Source organism: Streptomyces sp. JLBJ103, assembly GCF_058215575.1.
In genome coordinates this window covers 1,562,209-1,581,526 of record NZ_CM177089.1, presented here as the reverse complement: position 1 = coordinate 1,581,526, position 19,318 = coordinate 1,562,209, and the positions used below count along the sequence as shown (strand labels likewise).

The following is a 19,318-nucleotide window of genomic DNA, read 5'->3' as shown; positions in this document are numbered from 1 at the left end:
GCCGTGGCTCAGCAGCGCACCGAGGGCCGGTCCCAGTACCGGTGGTTCGCGACGGCCTCGGCGAAGGCCCGGGTGAACTCCTCGCTCGCCGCGCCCGTCGTGGTGTCCGTGACCACCCCGCGGTCCGCGCACACATGGCCGTGTCCCGAGGCGATGTGCAGCCCCTCCGGCTCCAGTGCCGCCAGGATCCCCACGCCCGAGCCCAGCGCGCCGATCGGCTTGCCGTGCCGGTACGCGTCCCGGACGAACCGCATCGCCGTGCTGTCGGACGACAGGTCCGGGGTCCCGACCGGGCCGCCGGGCAGCAGCACCGCGTCGTAGAGCACCGAGGCGACGGTCGGCAGCGCACGGTCCACCGGACAGTCGTCGCCGTCGCTGCTCCGCACCGTGCCGTCGTGCGGGGCCAGGGCCTCCACCACGGCGCCCTGGGCGGACAGCGCCTCCTTCGCCTGGCCGAGCTGGACGGTGTCCACCCCGTCGGTGACCAGCACCGCGATCATGCGGGTGCGGATGGAGTGGTCACCGCGCAGATTGTCGAGGCTGAGCGCGGGGGAGGCCACCGGCTTGTGGTCGTTCCCACCGGGGCTCGGCATGGCGACCCCGATGCCCTCGGCGACCGAGGTCGCCAGGCTGTAGTCGATATGCGCCAGCTCGCCGACCGTCCGTTCCCGGATCTCCACCGCCCCGACCTTGCCCAGCTCGAAGCGGAAGGCGTCGACGATATGCCGCCGCTCCCAGTCGCTCATGCTGTTCCAGAACAGCGCCGCCTGACTGTAGTGGTCCTGGAAACTGGCGCTGCGCTTACGGATCTTGGCGCCGTCGACCCGTTCCGCGTAGTGGGTGAAGGCATAGCCGTCCGGTCCGGCGATGGCCGGGCAGCCGCCGCCCAGCGAGTTGGGGGAGTAGTTGGTGCCGGTGTGGATCGCGGTCTGGTGGTAGCCGTCGCGCTGGTTGGTACGGACCGGGGCGATCGGCTGGTTGACCGGGATCTGCGCGAAGTTGGGGCCGCCCAGACGGATCAGCTGGGTGTCCAGATAGGAGAAGTTACGGGCCTGGAGCAGCGGGTCGTTGGTGAAGTCGATGCCGGGGACCACGTTCCCGGTGTGGAAGGCGACCTGCTCGGTCTCGGCGAAGAAGTTGTGCGGATTGCGGTCCAGCACCATCCGGCCGATCGGCCGCACCGGTACCTGCTCCTCCGGAATGATCTTCGTGGCGTCGAGCAGATCGAAGTCGAAGCTGAACTCCTCTTCCTCCGAGACCAGTTGGACGCCCAGCTCGTACTCCGGGAACTCGCCCGCCTCGATGGCCAGCCACAGATCGCGCCGGTTGAAGTCCGGGTCCCGGCCCTGGCACTCCTGAGCCTCGTCCCACACCAGCGAGTGCACCCCCAGCTTCGGCTTCCAGTGGAACTTGACGAACGTGCCCTTGCCGCGCGCGTCCACGAAGCGGAAGGTGTGCACCCCGAACCCCTGCATCATGCGGTAGCTGCGCGGAATCGCCCGGTCCGACATCAGCCACATCATCATGTGCATGGTCTCGGGCTGGAGCGAGACAAAGTCCCACAGGGTGTCATGGGCGGACGCACCGGTGGGCATCTCGTTCTGCGGCTCGGGTTTGAGCGCGTGCACGAAGTCGGGGAACTTGATGCCGTCCTGGATGAAGAAGACCGGCATGTTGTTGCCGACGAGGTCGTAGTTGCCCTCCGAGGTGTAGAACTTCGTCGCGAAGCCCCGGACGTCTCGGACGGTGTCCGCCGATCCGCGCGGCCCCTGCACGGTGGAGAACCGTACGAAGACCGGGGTGCGCACGGACGGGTCCTGGAGGAAGGCGGCCCGGGTGAACTCCGCGCAGGACTCGTACGGTTCGAAGTAGCCGTACGCGCCCGCGCCCCGGGCGTGCACCACCCGCTCGGGGATGCGCTCGTGGTCGAAGTGCATCAGCTTTTCGCGGAAGTGGAAGTCCTCCATCAGCGTGGGGCCGCGTTCACCCGCCGACAGCGAGTCGTCGGTGTGGTCCACCGCCACGCCCTGGTCAGTGGTCAGCGGGCCCTCGGCCGGATCGGCGGCCCGGTACGCCTCGCGCTGACGCTCCTTGCGGTCGTCCGTCATGGTCCGGCTCCCTTCTTCGTGAACTCCTCCAGGAACGCCTCGTCGAAGGCCTTGAGGTCATCCGGCTTACGGCTGGTGATCAGCGTGTTGGGGCCACTGGTGCAGACGCTGACCTGCTCGTCCACCCAGGTCCCGCCCGCGTTGGCGATGTCGGTGCGCAGGCTCGGCCATGAGGTGAGGGTGCGGCCGCGCACCACGTCCGCCTCCACCAGCGTCCAGGGGGCGTGACAGATGGCGGCCACCGGTTTGCCCGCGTCCACAAAGCCTCTGACGAAGGCCACGGCCTTGCTGTCCAGCCGCAGCAGATCGGGGTTGGCCACCCCGCCGGGCAGGACGAGCGCGTCGTACTCCCCGACCGCCGCGTCCTTCACCACCTGGTCGACCTCGAAGGTGTCCGCCTTGTCGAGGTGGTGGAAGGCCTGGACGCGGCCGGGCCTGGTGGACACCAGCCGGGGGGTGCCGCCGGCATCGCGGACCGCCTGCCAGGGATCGGTGAGTTCGACCTGCTCGACACCCGCCGGGGCGACGAGAAAGGCGACCTTCATATGTGTCACGTCCTTCCCTCTTCTCCCTCGGAACCGTTGCGCCCGGCTGAGCGGGTAGCCAGCGGGGCAGGGGGCGAAACCGGGAATACCGGATGGGTGAGGGGGAGGTGATCAGCGGGTGCGGGACGAGGTGGTGGGCCGTGGTCACAGGACGCGGTACGGCGCGGCGGTCTGGTGCCGGAAGCTCATCCCGTGTCCCGGTTCGCCGCCCGCGCCCGGACGCACCGACCCACCGGTCGGGACCAGAGCGCCCGCGAAGAGCGTGGACTCGATACGCGCATGATCGTGAAACCATTCTAGGTGGCGCAGATTGGGCACGCACGCGGCGGCGTGGGCATGCGCGTGGGGCGCTCCCTGGCCGGAGATCTCCAGGCCCATGGCCTCGGCGAGGGCCGCGGCGCGCAGCCAGACGGTGAGCCCGCCGCAGTGGGTCGCGTTGGCCTGGAGGCAGTCCACCACCGGGATCAGCCGGGCGAAGTCGGACAGCACGGAGCCGTGGCCGCCCGCCGCCACATCGCAGACCACCAGATCGCGGACGATCCGAAGCCCCTCCGGATCGTCGGCGGGGACCGGCTCCTCGAACCAGCCCACCCCGTGCTCGGCGGCGGTATGGCCCACCCGTACCGCCTGTTTGCGGGTGTACGCGCCGCCCGCGTCCACATAGAGCTCGGCATGCGGGCCGATGGCGTCCCGGGCGTGGCCCACCCGCCTCAGATCGTGTTCCACGGCCCGTCCCCGCGCCTCCCCGATCTTGATCTTGACGCGTTCGATGCCCTGTCCGTGCACCCAGCCGCTCAGCTGGCCGGCCAGATGGGTGTCGTGGTAGGTGAGGAAGCCGCCGGAGGCGTAGATGGGCACCGTCTCGCGTACGGCGCCGATCAGCCGGGCCAGCGGCAGCCCCAGCAGCCGCGCCTTGAGGTCCCACAGCGCGATGTCCACGGCGGACACGGCGCGGGCGACCAGACCGGGGCGGCCCGCGGTGTACGCGGCGTGGCCCATGGCCTCGTACGCCCCCGCGATGTCCAGCGGGGAGCGGCCGACGACGGCGGGGCGCAGCAGATCGCCGGCCACCGACCCGGCGTCGGCGGGCGCGTAGGTCCAGCCGAGGCCGGTGGCCCGCCCGCTGCGGGCCTCCACCACGACCACGGTGGTCTCGTGCCAGGCGAGTCCGGCGTCGGCCTCCGGAGCCTCGGTCGGCACCGTGTACGCCGTGACATCGAGCCGGTCGATCAGCGGGTCGGCGGTCATGCCGCGCGCGCCCTTCATGGTGCACACACCGTCATAGGCCGTCTCCCTCGGGTGTGGTACCGCGGTCCGGGTGGTCCGGGTGGTCGGGGTGGTCGGGGCCGTCGGAACGGTCCGAGGCGTCCGGGCGGTCCGGGCGATGCCCCCGGTGCGGCAGGAACTCCCGCGCCCTGGCCCCGAACCCCCGGCGGACCGTGCCCTCCCGGTCCGCGCCCTCCTCGGCGACCGGCTCCACCGGGGCCTCCATCCGCTCCCAGCCGGTGTCCGGCGGGAGCAGCGGCACCCCCGGGTCGGTGACGAACTCCACGACCACGGGGCCGTCCGCACCCAGCGCCTCGCGCCACGCCGGTTCGACGCGCTCGGGCTCCGCCACCCGGATACCGGTCATCCCGAGGGACTCGGCGAACCACGCGTAGGGCACCTCCGGCAGCGTCCGCGGGGTCGGGAACCGCGATGTGTCGCCCAACGCGCCCGTCCCGCATGCCGGTTCGTCTACGTCATGGTCGCGCCAGACGCCGATGACCAGCCGCGGATTCTCCCAGACGTCGCGGTACGCGGCGGCGGTGATCAGCTCGGCCATGCCGTTCATCCGCATCGCGCCGTCCCCGGCCAGCGCCACCACCGGCCGCTCGGGCCGGGCGAACTTCGCCCCGATCGCGTACGGGACGGCGCAGCCCGTGGCGCCGAGCGTGCCCGACAGCGAGGCGCGCAGCTCGCCGCGCATCCGCAGATGGCGTGCGTACCAGTGGGTGACGGCCCCGGAGTCGCAGGTGACGATGGCGTCCGGGGGCAGCAGCGGATCCAGGCAGTGGGCCACGTACTCGGGGTTGACGGGATCGGCGGGCAGCCCGGCACGGTACTCCAGCACCCGGCGCCACCGCTGGACGCCCGCGATGATCTCCTCCTGCCAGTCGCGGGACTCGGTGCGGTGCAGCAGCGGCAGCAGCCGCAGCAGGGTCTCCCGGGCGTCACCGACCAGATTGACCTCGTACGGATAGCGCAGCCCGATCCGCTGGGGGTCGAGGTCGATCGATACGGCGCGCACCGTGCCGAACTCCGGGAGGAACTCGGCGTACGGAAAGCTGGAGCCGATGGTCAGCAGGGTGTCGCAGCCCCGCATCAGCTCATAGGAGGGGCGGCTGCCCAGCGGTCCGATCGGCCCGGTGACATAGGGGAGTTCATCGCTGAGCGCGTCCAGGCCGAGCAGTGCTTTGGCCACGCCCGCGCCGAGCCGTTCGGCCACCCGCTGGACCTCGGCGCGCGCTCGGGCGGCGCCCTGGCCGATCAGCACGGCCACCCGCTCGCCCGCGTTCAGCACCTCCGCGGCCCGCTCCAGGGCGGTGGCGGACGGCACCGCCGACCAGCCGCTGCGGTCCAGGCTGGAGGGCACGTTCCCGAACTCCTGGGCGGGCGGGGTGTACTCCAGCTCCAGTACATCGGCCGGGACGATCACCGCGGTGGGGGCGCGGCGGGCATACGCGGAGCGGATCGCCCGGTCCAGGACGTTGGGCAGTTGCCCGGGGACGGTCACCGTCTCCAGGAACGCGGAGGCGACGTCCCCGAGCAGACTGTGCAGATCCACCTCCCGCTGGTACGAGCCGCCCATCGCGGTGCGGGGGATCTGCCCGACCAGCGCCACCACCGGGACATGGTCCAGCTTGGCGTCGTACAGCCCGCCCAGCAGTTGGGCCGCACCGGGGCCCGAGGCCGCCGCGCACACCCCCAGCCGCCCGCTGAACTTGGCGTAGCCGACGGCCTCGAGGGCGGACATCTCCCCGTGCCGGGACCGGATGAACCGCGGTTCGCCCGCGGCCCGGCCCCAGGCAGCGAGCAGTCCGCCGATGCCGTCGCCGGGGCAGCCGAAGACATGCGACACGCCCCACTCACCGAGCCGGGCGAGGAGATGGTCGGCCACATTCCCGGTCATGGCCTCAACCCGGCAGCTGCGGCAGCACTTTGGTGCGGTAGAAGTCGAAGAAGCCTCGCTGGTCGGGGCCGATCTGGTTGACGAATACGGTGTCGAAACCGGCCTCCGCGTAGGCGGCGAGCGCCTGGGTGTGCCCTTCCGGATCGTCGCCGCAGGTCACCCGGGACGCCAGATGTTCGGCGGTGACCAGCTCGACGGCCTGCTCGAAATGGGCCGGGGTGGGCAGCAGTTGGACGAGTTCCCCGGGGAGAGCCAGATTCGGCCACAGCCGGTGGGCGGTGCGCAGCGCCTCGTAGGAGTCGGTCGCCCAGCACACCTTGAGCCCGCCGCGCACCGGCTTGGAGTTGCCGCTCGCACCGCTGCCGCGCCGGAACCGTGCCACGATCTCCGCGTCCGGGACCATGGTGATGAAGCCGTCGCCGACCCGTCCGGCCAACTCCGCGGCGGCCGGTCCGGAGGCGGCGATGTCGATGGGCACCGGCTCCTCGGGCAGGGTGTAGAGCCGGGCGTTCTCCACCGTGTAGTGCTTGCCGTGGTGGGTCACCTCCTGCCCCACCAGGAGCCGGCGCATCACCGAGACGGCTTCCTCCAGCATCTCCAGCCGCATCGAAGCCTGGGGCCACCGGCCGCCCAGCACCTGTTCGTTGAGCGCCTCCCCGATGCCCACCCCCAGCCGGAACCGGCCCTCCAGCAGCACCGCGCTGGTCGCCGCGGCCTGCGCGACGACGGCGGGGTGGATGCGGGCGGTGGGGCAGGTGACCGCGGTCTGCACGGGCAGGCTGGTGGCCTGGGCCAGGGCACCGATGACCGACCAGACGAAGGGGCTCTGGCCCTGGGCACCGGTCCAGGGGTGGTAGTGGTCGGAGATCCACAGGGCGGTGAATCCGGCCTGCTCCGCCATCCGTGCCTGTTCGACGAGTGCGGCGGGTCCATGTTCTTCGGTGGCCAGGAAGTAGCCGTACTCGGTCATAGGCCCTCCTCGAGGCGGGCAGCCGGTGCGACGGATGTCCGGGGTGCCGGGAAGAAAACCTGGTTCGGGCTTGTTTGGCAGGGCTCGTGACGGGCAGGCGCCCGGTGTGCTTCGGACCGGAGGCACGCCATGGGAGCAGCCTGGCTGCTGGAGGCGTGACTCGAATGGTCGCCGATTCTGTCCGGTTCTGCTCCTTTTGGTGATCCGACCATAGCTCAAGGGAGAGATCGGCGCATGACATCCGTACGAGCACAGCCCCGGCATTCGCACGACGACGCCCCCGACACCAGGGCCGCCTTCCGCCGGATCGCCGACCTGCCCGACGGCGCGTCCAAGGACGCCCTGCGGGATGAGGTGGTCCGGGCCTGGATGCCGATGGCCGAACGGCTGGCCCTCCAGTTCCGCAACCGCGGCGAGGCGACCGAGGATCTGCGCCAGGTCGCCATGGTGGGCCTGGTCAAAGCGGTCAAGCGGTACGACCCCGACCACGGTTCGGCCTTCGAGAGCTATGCCGTGCCGACCGTCGTGGGCGAGGTCAAACGGCACTTCCGCGACCATCTGTGGGGACTGCACGTCCCGCGCCGGGTCCAGGAGCTGCGCAACCGGGTGCGTAGCGCCGTCCAGGAGCTGACCCGCACCCCGGACGACCGCGTCCCCGGCGCGGCCGAGATAGCCGCCCACACCGGGATGAGCGAGGAGGACGTCCGCGCCGGGCTGGAGGCCCTGGGCAGCTTCACCACCCTCTCCCTGGACGCCGAACTGCGCGGCACCGACGGCGGATACGCGCTGGTGGACACCCTCGGCTCGACGGAGCCGTCGTACGAGCGGGTGGTGCAGCGCGAATCCCTCAAACCCCGGCTGCGGGCACTGCCCGAGCGCGAGCGGGAGATCCTGTATCTGCGGTTCTTCTGCGATGAGACCCAGAGCCGGATCGCCGACCGGATGGGCATCTCCCAGATGCATGTCTCCCGGCTCATCTCCCGCACCTGTGCCCGGCTGGGCGAGGAGGTCGGGGCCGACGCGGCCTGACCGGCCCCGGGACCGGCTCCGGCCTCGACTGGCGTCCCCGGCGGCCTCAGGACCCGGCCGGCCGGGACGGTGGTGCGCACCCGGGGCCGCGGTCTGGAGCAGAAACTCATCGCCCTCGGCCGGTCAGCTGCTTCCGGACGCGATCGGCGAGGGTCCGCCCCGGACCCGGACCCTCCGCGGCGCCGAGCGACGGCGCCGCCCGCGCCGCGGCCGTCGTCTCCCCGACGCGCAGGCCCAGCGCCAGCAGCTCCTCGGGGGTGAGCCGCTCCCGCAGCTCGGGGAAGACCAGGTCCTCCTCGCCGCGGATATGCATGGACACCACGTCCATCAGCCGCCGCACCAGCGGGTCGAACTCCCGGTCCCGGGGGTCCAGCGCGTCCAGGTCGGCCAGGATCCGTTCGGCCTGGATCAGCTCCTCGATCTCCTCGTCGGCGACCTGGTCGCCGTCCGGCAGGGCCGTGCGCACCGTCGGATACAGATGGGCCTCCTCGGCGACGGAGTGCCGCACCACCTCCACGGTGATCCGCTCGACGAGCCGCCGCCGCTGCCCCGGGTCCCCGGCGGCCCGGTAGCCGTCGAAGAGCTCCTGTACCTGACGGTGGTCCGCGGTGAGCAGCTCCACCACATCGTGCTGTTCGGGCATCGCTGTCATGGTGCCCGGGTCCCCCGGCCCGGTCCCGCGAAACGATGCCGGAGATCTGCGAAGGTGGACGGGTCAGCACGGTTACCCGGGGGCAGCCAGGTGGAGGTGTGGACGAATGCAGCGGCAGTGGACCGCACCGGCTCCGGCGGACCGGGAGGACGGCGGTCTGCCCGTCCTCCCCGAGCTGGCCGAGCGCTTCGCCGGGGCGGTGGACCGCACCGCGCCGGAGCCGGTCGGCGGTTCGGCCGAACTGCGGGACGCCGCCTGCGGCTACTGGTCGCGGCGCGGACTGTGGACCGACCCCGCCCATGTGGTGGTCGCCCCCGGCGCCGAGCCGCTGCTGCTGGCGCTGCTGGCGTCGGCCTCCGGCGGCGATGTGCTGCTGCCCCGGCCCTGCGCCGCCTGGTACGCGCCGCTGGTGCGGCTGGTCGACCGGCGCGCCTACCACGCGCCCGTCCCGGCCGAGTGCGGTGGACTGCCCGATCCGTTCGCCCTGCTGGAGACCGTCCGCCGGATCCGCGCCGAGGACGGGCGGCCGCGGATGCTGCTGCTGTCGGTGGCCGACGACCCGACCGGTACGGTGGCGCCGCCGGAGCTGATGCACGAGGTGTGCGAGGCGGCCGTGGCCGAGGGACTGCTGATCGTCAGCGATGAGACCTGGCGCGACACCGTCCACCATCCGCACGGCACGGTGCTGCTCAGCCCCGCCGAGATGCGCCCCGATGACGTCATCGTGCTCTCCGATCTGGTCGGCGCGTTCACCCCGGCCGGCTGGCCCTCCGCCATCGCCCGGTTCCCGGCCACCGAGCGCGGGGTGGAGCTGCGGGCCCGGGTGCTGTCCCTGCTCACCGCCGTACGCTCCGGGCTGCCCGCCCCCGTCGCCGCCGCCTCCGCCTACGCCCTGGACGAGCCCCCACCGGTGAGCGCCCGCATGGCCGCCGCGGCCCGGACGCACGGCGTGGTGGCCGCCGCGGCCTACCGCGCGCTGACCGCCGTGGGCGCGCTGTGCCGCCCGCCCCAGGCCGGACGCCATCTCTACGCCGATCTCGACGAGCTGCGCGGAGTGCTGGCCGCCCGCAACATCACCGACTCGGTGGAGCTGGAGCGTGCACTGAGCGGGCGGCTCGGCCGGGGCGTGGCGGGTGGCCACCGGTTCGGCGACCCTCCGCACACGCTGCGGGTGCGGCTGTCGACGCTGCCGCTGCTCGGGGCGGCCGACGCGCAGCGGCAGCGGGCGCTGGACGCCCCGGACCCGCTGGAACTTCCGCATGTGAAGGAGGCGTTGGCCGCCTTCGACACGGCCTTCCGGGCGCTGATCGAGGACGGCGGCTGAAGCCCTCGCGGCGGTGCCGCGGAGGTTGTCCCACCGAGGGAAGGGAGAGTCCACGCCATGACCGACCACGCCGAGCAGGCCGAGCCCACGGAACCGGCCGAGCGGCGCCGTACCGGGTCCGCCGCCTCCGGCCGGCCCCGTCCGGCCCCGGTCCCGGCCGCGCCCGTACTGCCCGCGCCGCGCCCGCTCGGCGAGGTGCGCACCTGGCCGCGGTCGTTCGTCCACCGGCTGACCTCCCCGCTGCCCGGGGTGCGGGCCATCGCCCGACTGGCCCGTGAGGGGCGGCTGCGGCCGCCCGTCGAGGCGCTCCGCGAGATCCCCGAACTCCCCTTCGCCCCGGGCCCGCTGCCGCTGACCGGCCCCGGGCAGACCGCGCTCACCTGGGTCGGCCATGCCAGCTGGGTGGTCCGGATCGGCGGGCTCACCGTGCTGACCGACCCGGTCTGGGCCCGCAGGATCCTGGGCACCCCGGTCCGGGTCACCCCGCCCGGGGTCCGCTGGGAGGATCTGCCACCGGTGGACGCCGTGGTCATCAGCCACAACCACTACGACCATCTGGACGCGCCCACCCTCAGGCTGCTGCCGCGCGCCACTCCACTGTTCGTCCCCGCCGGTCTCGCCCGGTGGTTCCGCACCCGCCGCTTCACCCGGGTGACCGAGCTGGACTGGTGGGAGGCGGCCGAACTCGACGGCGAGGGCGGCCCGGTCCGCTTCGACTTCGTCCCCGCCCACCACTGGAGCAAGCGCACCCTCACCGATACCTGCTGCTCGCTGTGGGGCGGCTGGGTGCTCACCGGTCCGGACGGACAGCGGGTGTACTTCGCCGGGGACACCGGCTACGGCCACTGGTTCGCCGAGATCGGCCGCCGCTACCCGGGCATCGATCTGGCGCTGCTGCCCATCGGCGCGTACGACCCGCGCTGGATGCTGCGGACGGTGCACACCGATCCGGAAGAGGCGGTGCGGGCGTTCGGCGATCTGGGGGCACGGGCGCTGGTGCCCATGCACTGGTCCACCTTCCTGCTCTCGGCCGAACCGCCGCTGGAACCGTTGCACCGGGTGCGGGCCGCCTGGGAGGCCACCGGCGCTCCGCGCGAGGCGCTGTGGGATCTGCCGATTGGCGGCTCCCGGGTGCTCGAATGAGGGAGAATCAGGCATATCTGGAAAATGGATCATAAGTGGCGAATGGTGCGGGGCCCGCCTAGCTTCCTGTTCATGCGTACACGAAAACTGTGCTGTCTCACGGCCCTCACCGCGGCCGCCCTTGCCCTTGAACTCGCCGCCCTGCCCAGCGCCCAGGCCACCGGGTCGGTGGCGAGCGGCGGTCCCGACCCCGTCCATGTCGTCCAGCCGGGCCAGTCGATCCAGGCGGCCCTGAACACCGCCCGGCCCGGGGACACCATCGAGCTGCTGGCCGGTGTCTACCGGGAGAACGTCCAGATCACCACCTCCGGGGTGACCATCCGCGGCGTGGGCTCCCGCACCGTGCTCAGACCCGCCAAGAAGGCGGCGGCCAACGGCTGTGGCAAGGCGGGCCACGGACTGTGTGTCACCGGGACGGCCGAACAGCCCGTCACCAATGTCCGCATCCAGTCCCTGAAGGTCAGCGGCTTCGCCAAGAACGGCATCTCGGCCTCGTACACCGACCGGCTGCGGGTCCGCAGAGTCACCGCCGCCGACAACGGCCAGCAGGGCATCGGCCAGGAGATGTCCACCCGCGGGGTCTTCGTCCGCAACGTGCTGCGCGGCAACAAGGAGTCGGGCATCCACATCGTCAACACCAACACCCACGAGGCCGGGTCCATCGACGCGCGCGGCACCGAGGTGGTGGGCAACCGGCTGAGCGAGAACGGACTCGGTGTGGTGATCCGGCGGATGCGGAACCTCACCGTCGAGCAGAACGTCATCACCGACAACTGCGGCGGTCTCTTCGTCATCGGCGACGAGAACAAGCCCCGCGCCGGTGCGCTGACCCTCCGGCACAACGCCGTGCTGGAGAACAACCGGCTCTGCCCGGCCAGCGACCGGCTCCCGGTCATCCAGGGCGCGGGCATCGTGCTCACCGGATCCGAGAGCAGCCGGGTGACGGGCAACCAGGTGTACAACAACGTGGGCAAGTCCCCGATGTCCGGCGGGGTGGTGCTGTTCAACAGCTTCGTCGGCGTACCGAACACCCAGAACGCCATCAGCCAGAACGTGCTGACCGGCAACAGGCCGACCGATCTGGCCGACCGGGACAAGGGTCCCGGGAACACCTTCACCGACAACGTCTGCGGGACCTCCGTGCCCGCGGACCGGTGCTGAAAGGCGGCGTCATGACCACCACGGGGACCACCCCTTCCGCCCCCGCTCCACCGCAGGCGACCCGGCAGCTGCGCGAGATCGCCTTCGGCGCCGCCCGCGCCGCCGCCGTCCGCGCCGCCGCCCGGCTGGGTGTCGCCGACGCACTGGGGGAGCGGCCCGCCACCGTCGAGGAGCTGGCCGCCGCCGTGGCCGCCCAGCCCGATCCGCTGCGCCGGCTGCTGCGCGCCCTGGCCTGCTGCGGGATCTTCGCCGAGACCGAGGACGGCCGCTTCACCCACACCGACATCTCCCGGCTGCTGCGCGAGGACGCGCCGCACAGCCTCCGCTACATCTCCCTGTGGTGCACCGAGCCCTGGACCTGGGAGGCGTGGCCACGCCTCGACCAGGCGGTCCGCTCCGGCGGTGTCCTCTTCGACGAGATCTTCGGCAAGGACTTCTTCCGCTATCTCCACGAGGACGCCCCGGAGTCGGCCGAGGTGTTCGACAAGGCGATGACCACCTCCAGCAGACAGTCCGCCGAGGACGTCGCCGCCTTCCTCGACCTCGACGGCATCAAGGACGTCGTGGACATCGGCGGCGGCCAGGGGCATGTGCTGGCCGGTCTGCTGGAGCGGCATCCGGCCCTGCACGGTACGCTCCTCGATCTGCCGCCGGTGGTGGCGGGCGCCGACCCCCGGCTGCGGGACGGCGGTGCGCTGGCCGACCGGGCCACGCTACTGCCCGGCGACTGCCGTCAGGAGGTCCCGGTCCAGGCCGATCTGTACATCATCAAGAACATCCTGGAGTGGAACGACGAGAGCACCCGTCGCACCCTGGCCAATGTGGTCAGGGCCGCGCGGCCGGGTGCCCGGGTCGTGGTCATCGAGAACCTCGTCGACAACAGCCCCGCGTCGTTCACCACGGCGATGGATCTGTTCCTGCTGCTCAACGTGGGCGGCCGCAAGCACACCACGGACAGCATGACGGAGCGGATGACCGCCGCCGGACTCACCGTCACCGACATCCGCCCGGTCAACGGCTATCTGCACGCCTTCGACAGCACGGTGCCGGGCTGAGCCGCCCGCCGCCGACCGTCACACCAGGGTGCCCGCGCTGTCCACGACAGCGCGGGCACCCTGGTGTTCTCAGGCCGGTGCGCTCAGGCCCACCGGTAGGTGGTGAGATGGGCGAACGCCACCACGTTCGCGGTGTAGTCCTTGACGTTGTGGTCGTAGGCGCCACCACAAGTGATCAGACGCAGCTGGGCGTTGGGGGTCTCCCCATACACCTTCCGGTCCGGGAAGTCGTTCTTCTTGAAGGTCTTCATCTTGTCGACGGTGAAGGTCGCGACGATCCCGTCCTCGCGGGTGATGTTGACCTGGCTGCCCACCTTCAGGTTGCGGAGCGTGTAGAACACGGCAGGGCCGATCTTGGTGTCCACATGTCCCGCCACGATGGCGTTGCCGCGCTCCCCGGGGGCGGGGCCGTCCTTGTACCAGCCGACCAGGTTGTTGTCGGTGTCCGGAGGCGGGATCAGGGTGCCGCCCGAGTCCAGCGACAGCTGGGTGAACGGAGCGCTCACCCCGATCGAGGGGATGTCCAGATGGGTCGCGGGGGAGCGGGAGAGCGCGGGGCCGGGCCGGTAATGCGGGGTGGCCGCCGACTCCTCGGAGGGCTCCTGCTGCGGCGGTGTCCGCGGTTCCGTGTCCATGTCCGGAACCGACTCCGGCTCCGGCCGGTTCGCGGGGGCGGAGGCGGCGGCGGTGGGTGGGTCCGACGGAGTGTTCTGGGAGGCCGCGTCGACGGAGTTGTAGATCAGGAAGACACCGATGAGGGCCGATGCCGCGGCCCACCGGAGCACGCGGGTGTTGCCGTCGGCGCCGCCCTGCTTGCCCTGCTTGCTCATGGAGGTGTGTGCCTTTCTCGCAAGCCGCGTAGCGCTGCCGTGGCACCACCGCTGGGCGGAGGTGCCACGGCAGCACGGAATACGAAAGAGTCAGGCTCAGATCGCGGTGCCCGCGGAGTTACGGCGACGCAGGGCGTAGGCGCCGGCGCCGAGGCCACCGAGAAGCAGAACGGAGCCCGCGGCCATGCCGCTGCCCGTGGATGCCATGCCGCCACCGCCGGTGTGGACGCCGCCCTTCGGCTTCTCGGACTTCCAGGAGCCGCCGTCCCAGTCGCCCTTCTTGCCGCCGGACCAGTCGTGCTCGCGGCCGTGGTCCTCCTTGCCCTCCTCCTTGCCGCCGGACCAGTCTTCCTCCTTGCCTTCCTCCTTGCCTTCCTCCTTGCCCTCCATCTTGCCTTCCATCTTGCCCTCGGGCTCCTCGTGCTGCCTACGGTCGCCCTCCCGGCCGCCGTCCTCGGAGGACTCCTGGCTGCTCGAGTACCCACCGTGACCGCCCGGGTCCGAGACGTCGGCGGCAAACGCGGCGGCAGGGGCGCCCAGGGTCAGGGTGGCGGCAATCGCCGCCCCGGTGAAGAGTGCGCGAGTCGATCGCATGAGTCATTCCTTCCGGCGCCTGCACGATTACTGACCAGTTGCCAGACAAAGGGATCGCGTAGGCGTCTTATCCACCGTCAGCGAAGAATGCGTCAGGTGCCACCTGACGCGGCCTACAATCGGCCCGGTGTTAAGCCCTCCGAGTGGAGATAAGCGCAGTGATCACTCTTTTGCCGCGCGAACGGGCTGATGCCCCGTCACCGATTCAGCCGACATCGTTCCGATAAGCCCAGTGCTGTGTGTCGCCAAGCGGAAATCCGGGTGCGCGAGTACGCGGCGCAGAAAGCCGAGGGTGGTCCGTACGCCCTCGCCGGTGACCCGGAACTCGCCCAGAGCCCGGTCCATGCGCGCCAGCGCCTGCTCCCGGTCGGGCGCCCAGACAACGGTCTTGGCCAGCAGCGAGTCATAGTCCGGCCCCACCCGCCAGCCGGGGAAGGCATGGGTGTCCACCCGGACGAAGGGCCCGCCGGGCGGCGTGAATTCGGTGAGCAGTCCGGGGGCCGGGATGAATTCCCGGTCCGGATCCTCGGCATTCACCCGGCATTCGATGGCCACCCCGCGCCGCACCACATCCTCCTGGCGGACGGAGAGCGGCTGTCCGGCGGCGATGAGGATCTGCTCCCGGACGATATCGATTCCCGTGACCATCTCGGTGACCGGATGTTCCACCTGGAGGCGGCAGTTGATTTCCATGAGATGGAATTCATGGGTGGGGGAGAGCACGAACTCGAAGGTGCCCGCACCCACATAGCCCACCGCCTCGGCGCCGCGCACCGCCGCCGCGCACATCTCCTCCCGCCGCTCCGGCGGGAGATTCGGCGCCGGGGCCTCCTCCACCATCTTCTGGTGGCGCCGCTGCACCGAGCAGTCGCGTTCGCCGAGATGGACCGCCCGGCCGTGCCGGTCCCCGATCACCTGTACCTCGACATGGCGGGCATCATCGACGAACCGCTCCATGTAGAGGCGTTCGTCCCCGAATACCGCGCGCGCGTGCGCGCGCGTCTCGTTGAACGCCCTTACCAGGGCGTCGGGTTGGCGCACCACCGCCATCCCCCGGCCGCCGCCGCCCGCCACCGCCTTGAGGATCAGCGGATAGCCGATCCGCTCGGCGATCTCCCGTGCCTCCACCGGAGTCGCCACCGCGCCGGGGCTCCCCGGCAGCACCGGCAGCCCCGCCTTCTCCATCAGGGCGCGGGCCGCCGCCTTGTCCCCGAGCCGCTGCATCACCGTGGCCGGGGGACCGATGAAGGTGATCCCGTTGTCCTCGCAGATCTCCGCGAAGTCGGGGTCCTCGGAGAGGAATCCGTAACCCGGGTGGACGGCCTGGGCACCGGTGCGCCGCGCCGCCTCGATGATCGCGGGGATGGCGAGATAGCTGCGCTTGGACTGCGCGGGCCCGATATGCACGGCCTCGTCCGCGAGCCGGACGACGGCCGAGTCACGGTCCGCGGTGGAGTACACCGCGACCGTGCGCATGCCCAGTTCACGGCAGGCGCGTACCACCCGGATCGCGATCTCGCCGCGGTTGGCGACGAGAACGGTGGAGAACACCGTCCTCACCCCGGTCCGGTGCCGGACAGCGGCTCCACCGCGAGCAGCCGCTGCTGGTACTCCACGGGCTGGCCGTTGGGCACCAGGATCTCCACCACCCGTCCCGCGCTGTCCGCTTCGACGGTGCTCATCATCTTCATGACCTCCAGGACACCCACCGGCTGCCCCGGCTTGACGAGGTCGCCGACGGCGACGAACGGCGGGGCTCCCGGTTCGGGCGCGTGGTAGAAGGTGCCGACCGTCGGTGCCTGTACGTACCGCAGCGCCGGCGCCGCGTCCTGGGGCGCCGGGGCGGTGTGCGCCGGGTGTCCGGGGTGCGCGCCGTCCACGACGGCGGGCGGGGCCGCGGGGGCGGCCGTGGCCACCGGGCCCGCGGTGCCCTCCGCCGTGGGCCCGGCCGGGGCCGGTGGCGACGCGCCCGGACGGGTCCCGGCCGGGTCCGGCCACTCCATCTCGACCGTCGTCTGTCCGTGCCGCAGGGTGATCCGGCGCGGCTGCTGATCGGCGGCCTTCGCCAGCTCGGTCACACTGCGGCACAGGGAGTCCAGGGTGGCGTGCGGGGGCAGCACGACCGGACCGGGCCGGTGGTGGCCGTTCTCCCGGTGCTCCGCGGTGTTCGTCACAGGACCGTCCATGGTCATGCACCTCTTCCGTCGTCTGCCTCTGCCGTGGTGGCGACCGGGTCCGCGTCGGTGGCGACGCCGACCCGCTGGAAGCGGCGGACACGCTCCTGCCGCAGCCGGTCCGGGTCCCACGGGGTCAACTCGCCCAAGCACGTGGTGAGTGCGTCACCGAGCAGCGCGGCCGCCTTGGCGTGGTCGCTGTGAGCGCCGTCCGGCGGCTCCGCGACCACCCCGTCGACCACCCCCAGGCGCAGCAGCTCCCGCGGGTCCATCCGCAGCGCCGCCGCCGCGGTGGGCGCGGCCTCCGGGTTCTTCCACAGGATGGCGGCGCAGCCCTCGGGGCTGATGACCGAGTACACCCCGCCCGCGCTGATCAGCACCCGGTCGGCGACGGCCAGGGCCAGGGCCCCGCCGCTGCCGCCCTCCCCGGTGACGACGGCCACGATGGGCACCGGCAGTACGGACATCAGCCGCAGGTTCTCCGCGATGGCCAGTGCCTGGCCGCCGCGTTCGGAGTCGGTGCCGGGGTCGGCGCCGGGGGTGTCCACCAGGGTGATGACGGGCAGCCCCAGCTTGGCGGCCAGCCGCATCAGCCGGGCCGCCTTGCGGTAGCCGCCGGGGGTGGCCATCCCGAAGGCGCACGCCTCGCGCTCGGCGAGGGTGGGTCCGCCCTTGTGGGTGCCGATCACCATCACCGGCATGCCGTTCAGCCGCCCCGGCCCGCCGAGCACCGCCGGGCAGTCCTCGGCCAGCCGGTCGCCGTGCAGCGGGTGGAAGTCGTCCAGAAGATGGCCGATGTAGTCCCGGGCGGTGGGCCGCCCGGGGTGCCGGGCCAGCCGTACCGCCTCCCACGGCTCCCGTTCCGCAAGCTCCTCGGGGTTCCGCAGCAGCACCTCGGCGGGGGCGAGCGGGGCGTGCTCCGGGACGGGTTCCGCGCCGGAGCCGGGGGCGGGGCCGGGGCGCCCGAGACCCAGCAGACGGGCGAGGGCGGACCGCAGTCCCGGGCGCGGCACGATGCTGTCCACCATGCCGTTCGCCAGCAGGAATTCAGCGGTCTGGAAGCCCTCCGGAAGCCGCTCCCGGGTCGTCTGCTCGATGACCCGGGGCCCGGCGAAGCCGAGCCGCGCACCGGGCTCGGCGATGATCACGTCGGTGAGCGTGGCGAAGGAGGCCGCCACGCCCCCGTACGTCGGATCGGTGACCAGTGAGACGGTGAGCACACCCGCCGCGTCGAGCGCGGCCAGCGCCTGCGCGGTCTTGGCCATCTGGAGCAGGGACAGCACACCCTCCTGCATCCGCGCCCCGCCCGAGGCGGTGACCAGCAGCAGCGGAACGCGGTGGCGCAGACTGGTCCGGGCCGCCTCGGTGATCAGCTCACCGACCGCGCAGCCCAGACTGCCGCCCAGGAAGCGGAAGTCCATCACGGCCACCACCACCGGGCGGTCCTCGATCCGGCCCCGGACACAGACCACGGCCTCGTCAAGACCGGTCTCCGTGCGCGCCTCCGCCAGCCGGTCCGGGTACGGCCGGGTGTCGGTGAAGCGGAGCGGGTCGTCCACCGTCCGCACCGTGTCGAGCGGCTCGGCGCTGCCCGGGTCCAGCAGCTGGTCCAGCCGCTGCGGTGCGGACAGGGGGCTGTGCCGGCCGCAGTCCGGGCAGACCCGCAGACACCGGGTGAACCGCTTGCCGTAGATCAGCCCGGCACAGCCCGCGCAGCGCACCCAGTCGGCGACCACGTGGTGCTCCCTTCAGCTCCGGGCCGGGCCGCTCCGGTCCCGTTCCCAGCGGTAGAACTCGCGGGCCATCGCGTCCTTCGGCTCCCGCCAGGTCTCCGGGTCGTACGCCTGGACGTACGCGCCCAGCCGGTCGCTGATGTCGCGGAACTCCGGATGGCCGGCCAGCCGCGCGACCTCGGGTCCCGGCGGGCGGTCGGCCTCTATCAGATGCAGATACACATCGCCGAACTGGAACAGGCTGCGGCCGGTGACCCCGATCAGCCGGGGCAGTTCACCGCGGTCCGACTCCTCGAAGACCGAGGCTATGTCCGCGGCCGAGTCGTCCTTCATCCGGGCGACGATCAGTGATCGGTACATGGCTCACGCACCCACCCGCGCGCGGGCGCGCTGCTCGATCTTGTCCCGGATCAGCTCCATCTGGATCTTGGAGTTGCGGTTGATGTGCTCCGTCATCCCGGCGTCGTCGACCGGGGCGTCGGGCTTCATCTCGAAGTCCTGGGTCCAGCGCATCCGGGTGCCCTCGGGCTCCTCGTCGTACTCCCAGCGGATGTTCATGAACGCGAAGGGGCCGGTCTCGACCCGGCGCGCCCAGACGGTCCGCACATCGCGGGCCGTCTCCCGCTCGGAGACCCAGCTCCAGATCTTGCCGTTCTCGTCGGGGTGCATCGTCAGCCGGAAGGTGGTGGTGTCACCGGTGCGCTGGAGCACCTCCACCGAGGCGTACTCGCTGAACAGCTGCGGCCAGTTCTCCAGATCGTTGGTCATCTCCCAGACCAGGTCCAGGGGAGCCGCGATCACGATCTCGTTGTCGGTATGGGCGGCCAT

Annotated in this window: 18 protein-coding genes; 5 read left to right on the top strand and 13 right to left on the bottom strand. The window is 71.8% G+C overall.

Translation table 11 applies throughout. The annotated features are described in order from the left end of the window. Nucleotides 1–8: 8 nt before the first annotated feature. The 5 genes from AC4BEG_RS06780 to AC4BEG_RS06760 all read right to left on the bottom strand — a co-directional run bounded on the left by AC4BEG_RS06780 (nt 9) and on the right by AC4BEG_RS06760 (nt 6,795). Nucleotides 9–2,108, bottom strand: coding sequence for a catalase (locus AC4BEG_RS06780; RefSeq protein WP_490705001.1), 2,100 nt, complete (start codon nt 2,106–2,108; stop codon nt 9–11). Then, nucleotides 2,105–2,653 (bottom strand): type 1 glutamine amidotransferase domain-containing protein, encoded by a 549-nt coding sequence (locus AC4BEG_RS06775; RefSeq protein ID WP_490707000.1) that lies wholly within the window; start codon nt 2,651–2,653, stop codon nt 2,105–2,107. The genes AC4BEG_RS06780 and AC4BEG_RS06775 overlap by 4 nt, the downstream gene beginning before the upstream one ends. 144 nt (nt 2,654–2,797) lie before the next feature. Beyond that, the gene (locus tag AC4BEG_RS06770; RefSeq protein ID WP_490705000.1) at nt 2,798–3,919 is read right to left on the bottom strand and encodes an enolase C-terminal domain-like protein; all 1,122 of its coding nucleotides are present in this window, start codon (nt 3,917–3,919) and stop codon (nt 2,798–2,800) included. Between the two features lie 13 nt (nt 3,920–3,932). Continuing rightward, entirely contained in the window at nt 3,933–5,825 is a 1,893-nt protein-coding gene (locus AC4BEG_RS06765) for a thiamine pyrophosphate-requiring protein (protein ID WP_490704999.1), read from the bottom strand. Between the two features lie 4 nt (nt 5,826–5,829). Then, nucleotides 5,830–6,795, bottom strand: coding sequence for a TIGR03557 family F420-dependent LLM class oxidoreductase (locus AC4BEG_RS06760; RefSeq protein ID WP_490704998.1), 966 nt, complete (start codon nt 6,793–6,795; stop codon nt 5,830–5,832). A gap of 234 nt (nt 6,796–7,029) precedes the next feature. On the opposite strand from AC4BEG_RS06760, the gene AC4BEG_RS06755 reads away from it, so the two are divergent. After that, nucleotides 7,030–7,824 (top strand): SigB/SigF/SigG family RNA polymerase sigma factor, encoded by a 795-nt coding sequence (locus AC4BEG_RS06755; protein ID WP_490704997.1) that lies wholly within the window; start codon nt 7,030–7,032, stop codon nt 7,822–7,824. Between the two features lie 106 nt (nt 7,825–7,930). On the opposite strand, the gene AC4BEG_RS06750 is transcribed toward AC4BEG_RS06755, so the two are convergent. Then, nucleotides 7,931–8,467 carry a hemerythrin domain-containing protein gene (locus AC4BEG_RS06750; protein WP_490704996.1) on the bottom strand — a complete coding sequence of 179 codons (537 nt, stop codon included), beginning with the start codon at nt 8,465–8,467 and terminating at the stop codon, nt 7,931–7,933. Between the two features lie 115 nt (nt 8,468–8,582). Between AC4BEG_RS06750 and AC4BEG_RS06745 the strand changes: the two genes are divergently transcribed. The 4 genes from AC4BEG_RS06745 (at nt 8,583) to AC4BEG_RS06730 (ending at nt 13,159) form a co-directional block, all read left to right on the top strand. After that, nucleotides 8,583–9,800: an aminotransferase class I/II-fold pyridoxal phosphate-dependent enzyme gene (locus tag AC4BEG_RS06745; RefSeq protein WP_490704995.1), complete on the top strand. Its 1,218-nt coding sequence runs from the start codon at nt 8,583–8,585 to the stop codon at nt 9,798–9,800. Nucleotides 9,801–9,857: 57 nt separating this feature from the next. After that, nucleotides 9,858–10,943, top strand: a complete 1,086-nt coding sequence (locus tag AC4BEG_RS06740) for an MBL fold metallo-hydrolase (protein ID WP_490704994.1) — start codon at nt 9,858–9,860, stop codon at nt 10,941–10,943. Nucleotides 10,944–11,015: 72 nt separating this feature from the next. Beyond that, a complete protein-coding gene (locus tag AC4BEG_RS06735) occupies nt 11,016–12,104 on the top strand; it encodes a right-handed parallel beta-helix repeat-containing protein (RefSeq protein WP_490704993.1) in 1,089 nt (362 codons plus the stop codon). Between the two features lie 11 nt (nt 12,105–12,115). Beyond that, entirely contained in the window at nt 12,116–13,159 is a 1,044-nt protein-coding gene (locus AC4BEG_RS06730) for a methyltransferase (RefSeq protein ID WP_490704992.1), read from the top strand. A gap of 83 nt (nt 13,160–13,242) precedes the next feature. Here the strand turns inward: AC4BEG_RS06730 and AC4BEG_RS06725 are convergent, their stop codons facing one another. The 7 genes from AC4BEG_RS06725 to AC4BEG_RS06695 all read right to left on the bottom strand — a co-directional run bounded on the left by AC4BEG_RS06725 (nt 13,243) and on the right by AC4BEG_RS06695 (nt 19,318). Then, complete coding sequence (locus AC4BEG_RS06725; RefSeq protein ID WP_490704991.1) at nt 13,243–13,989, bottom strand: class F sortase; 747 nt, start codon at nt 13,987–13,989, stop codon at nt 13,243–13,245. A 96-nt stretch (nt 13,990–14,085) separates the two neighbouring features. Then, nucleotides 14,086–14,583: a hypothetical protein gene (locus AC4BEG_RS06720; protein WP_490704990.1), complete on the bottom strand. Its 498-nt coding sequence runs from the start codon at nt 14,581–14,583 to the stop codon at nt 14,086–14,088. A 162-nt stretch (nt 14,584–14,745) separates the two neighbouring features. Beyond that, complete coding sequence (gene accC / locus AC4BEG_RS06715; protein ID WP_490704989.1) at nt 14,746–16,134, bottom strand: acetyl-CoA carboxylase biotin carboxylase subunit; 1,389 nt, start codon at nt 16,132–16,134, stop codon at nt 14,746–14,748. Between the two features lie 5 nt (nt 16,135–16,139). Beyond that, nucleotides 16,140–16,769, bottom strand: coding sequence for an acetyl-CoA carboxylase biotin carboxyl carrier protein (locus tag AC4BEG_RS06710; protein WP_490704988.1), 630 nt, complete (start codon nt 16,767–16,769; stop codon nt 16,140–16,142). Between the two features lie 2 nt (nt 16,770–16,771). Further along, nucleotides 16,772–18,493 carry an acetyl-CoA carboxylase, carboxyltransferase subunit beta gene (gene accD / locus AC4BEG_RS06705; RefSeq protein WP_490704987.1) on the bottom strand — a complete coding sequence of 574 codons (1,722 nt, stop codon included), beginning with the start codon at nt 18,491–18,493 and terminating at the stop codon, nt 16,772–16,774. A 12-nt stretch (nt 18,494–18,505) separates the two neighbouring features. Beyond that, a complete protein-coding gene (locus AC4BEG_RS06700; protein WP_490704986.1) occupies nt 18,506–18,850 on the bottom strand; it encodes a TcmI family type II polyketide cyclase in 345 nt (114 codons plus the stop codon). A gap of 3 nt (nt 18,851–18,853) precedes the next feature. Continuing rightward, nucleotides 18,854–19,318: an SRPBCC family protein gene (locus tag AC4BEG_RS06695; protein WP_490704985.1), complete on the bottom strand. Its 465-nt coding sequence runs from the start codon at nt 19,316–19,318 to the stop codon at nt 18,854–18,856.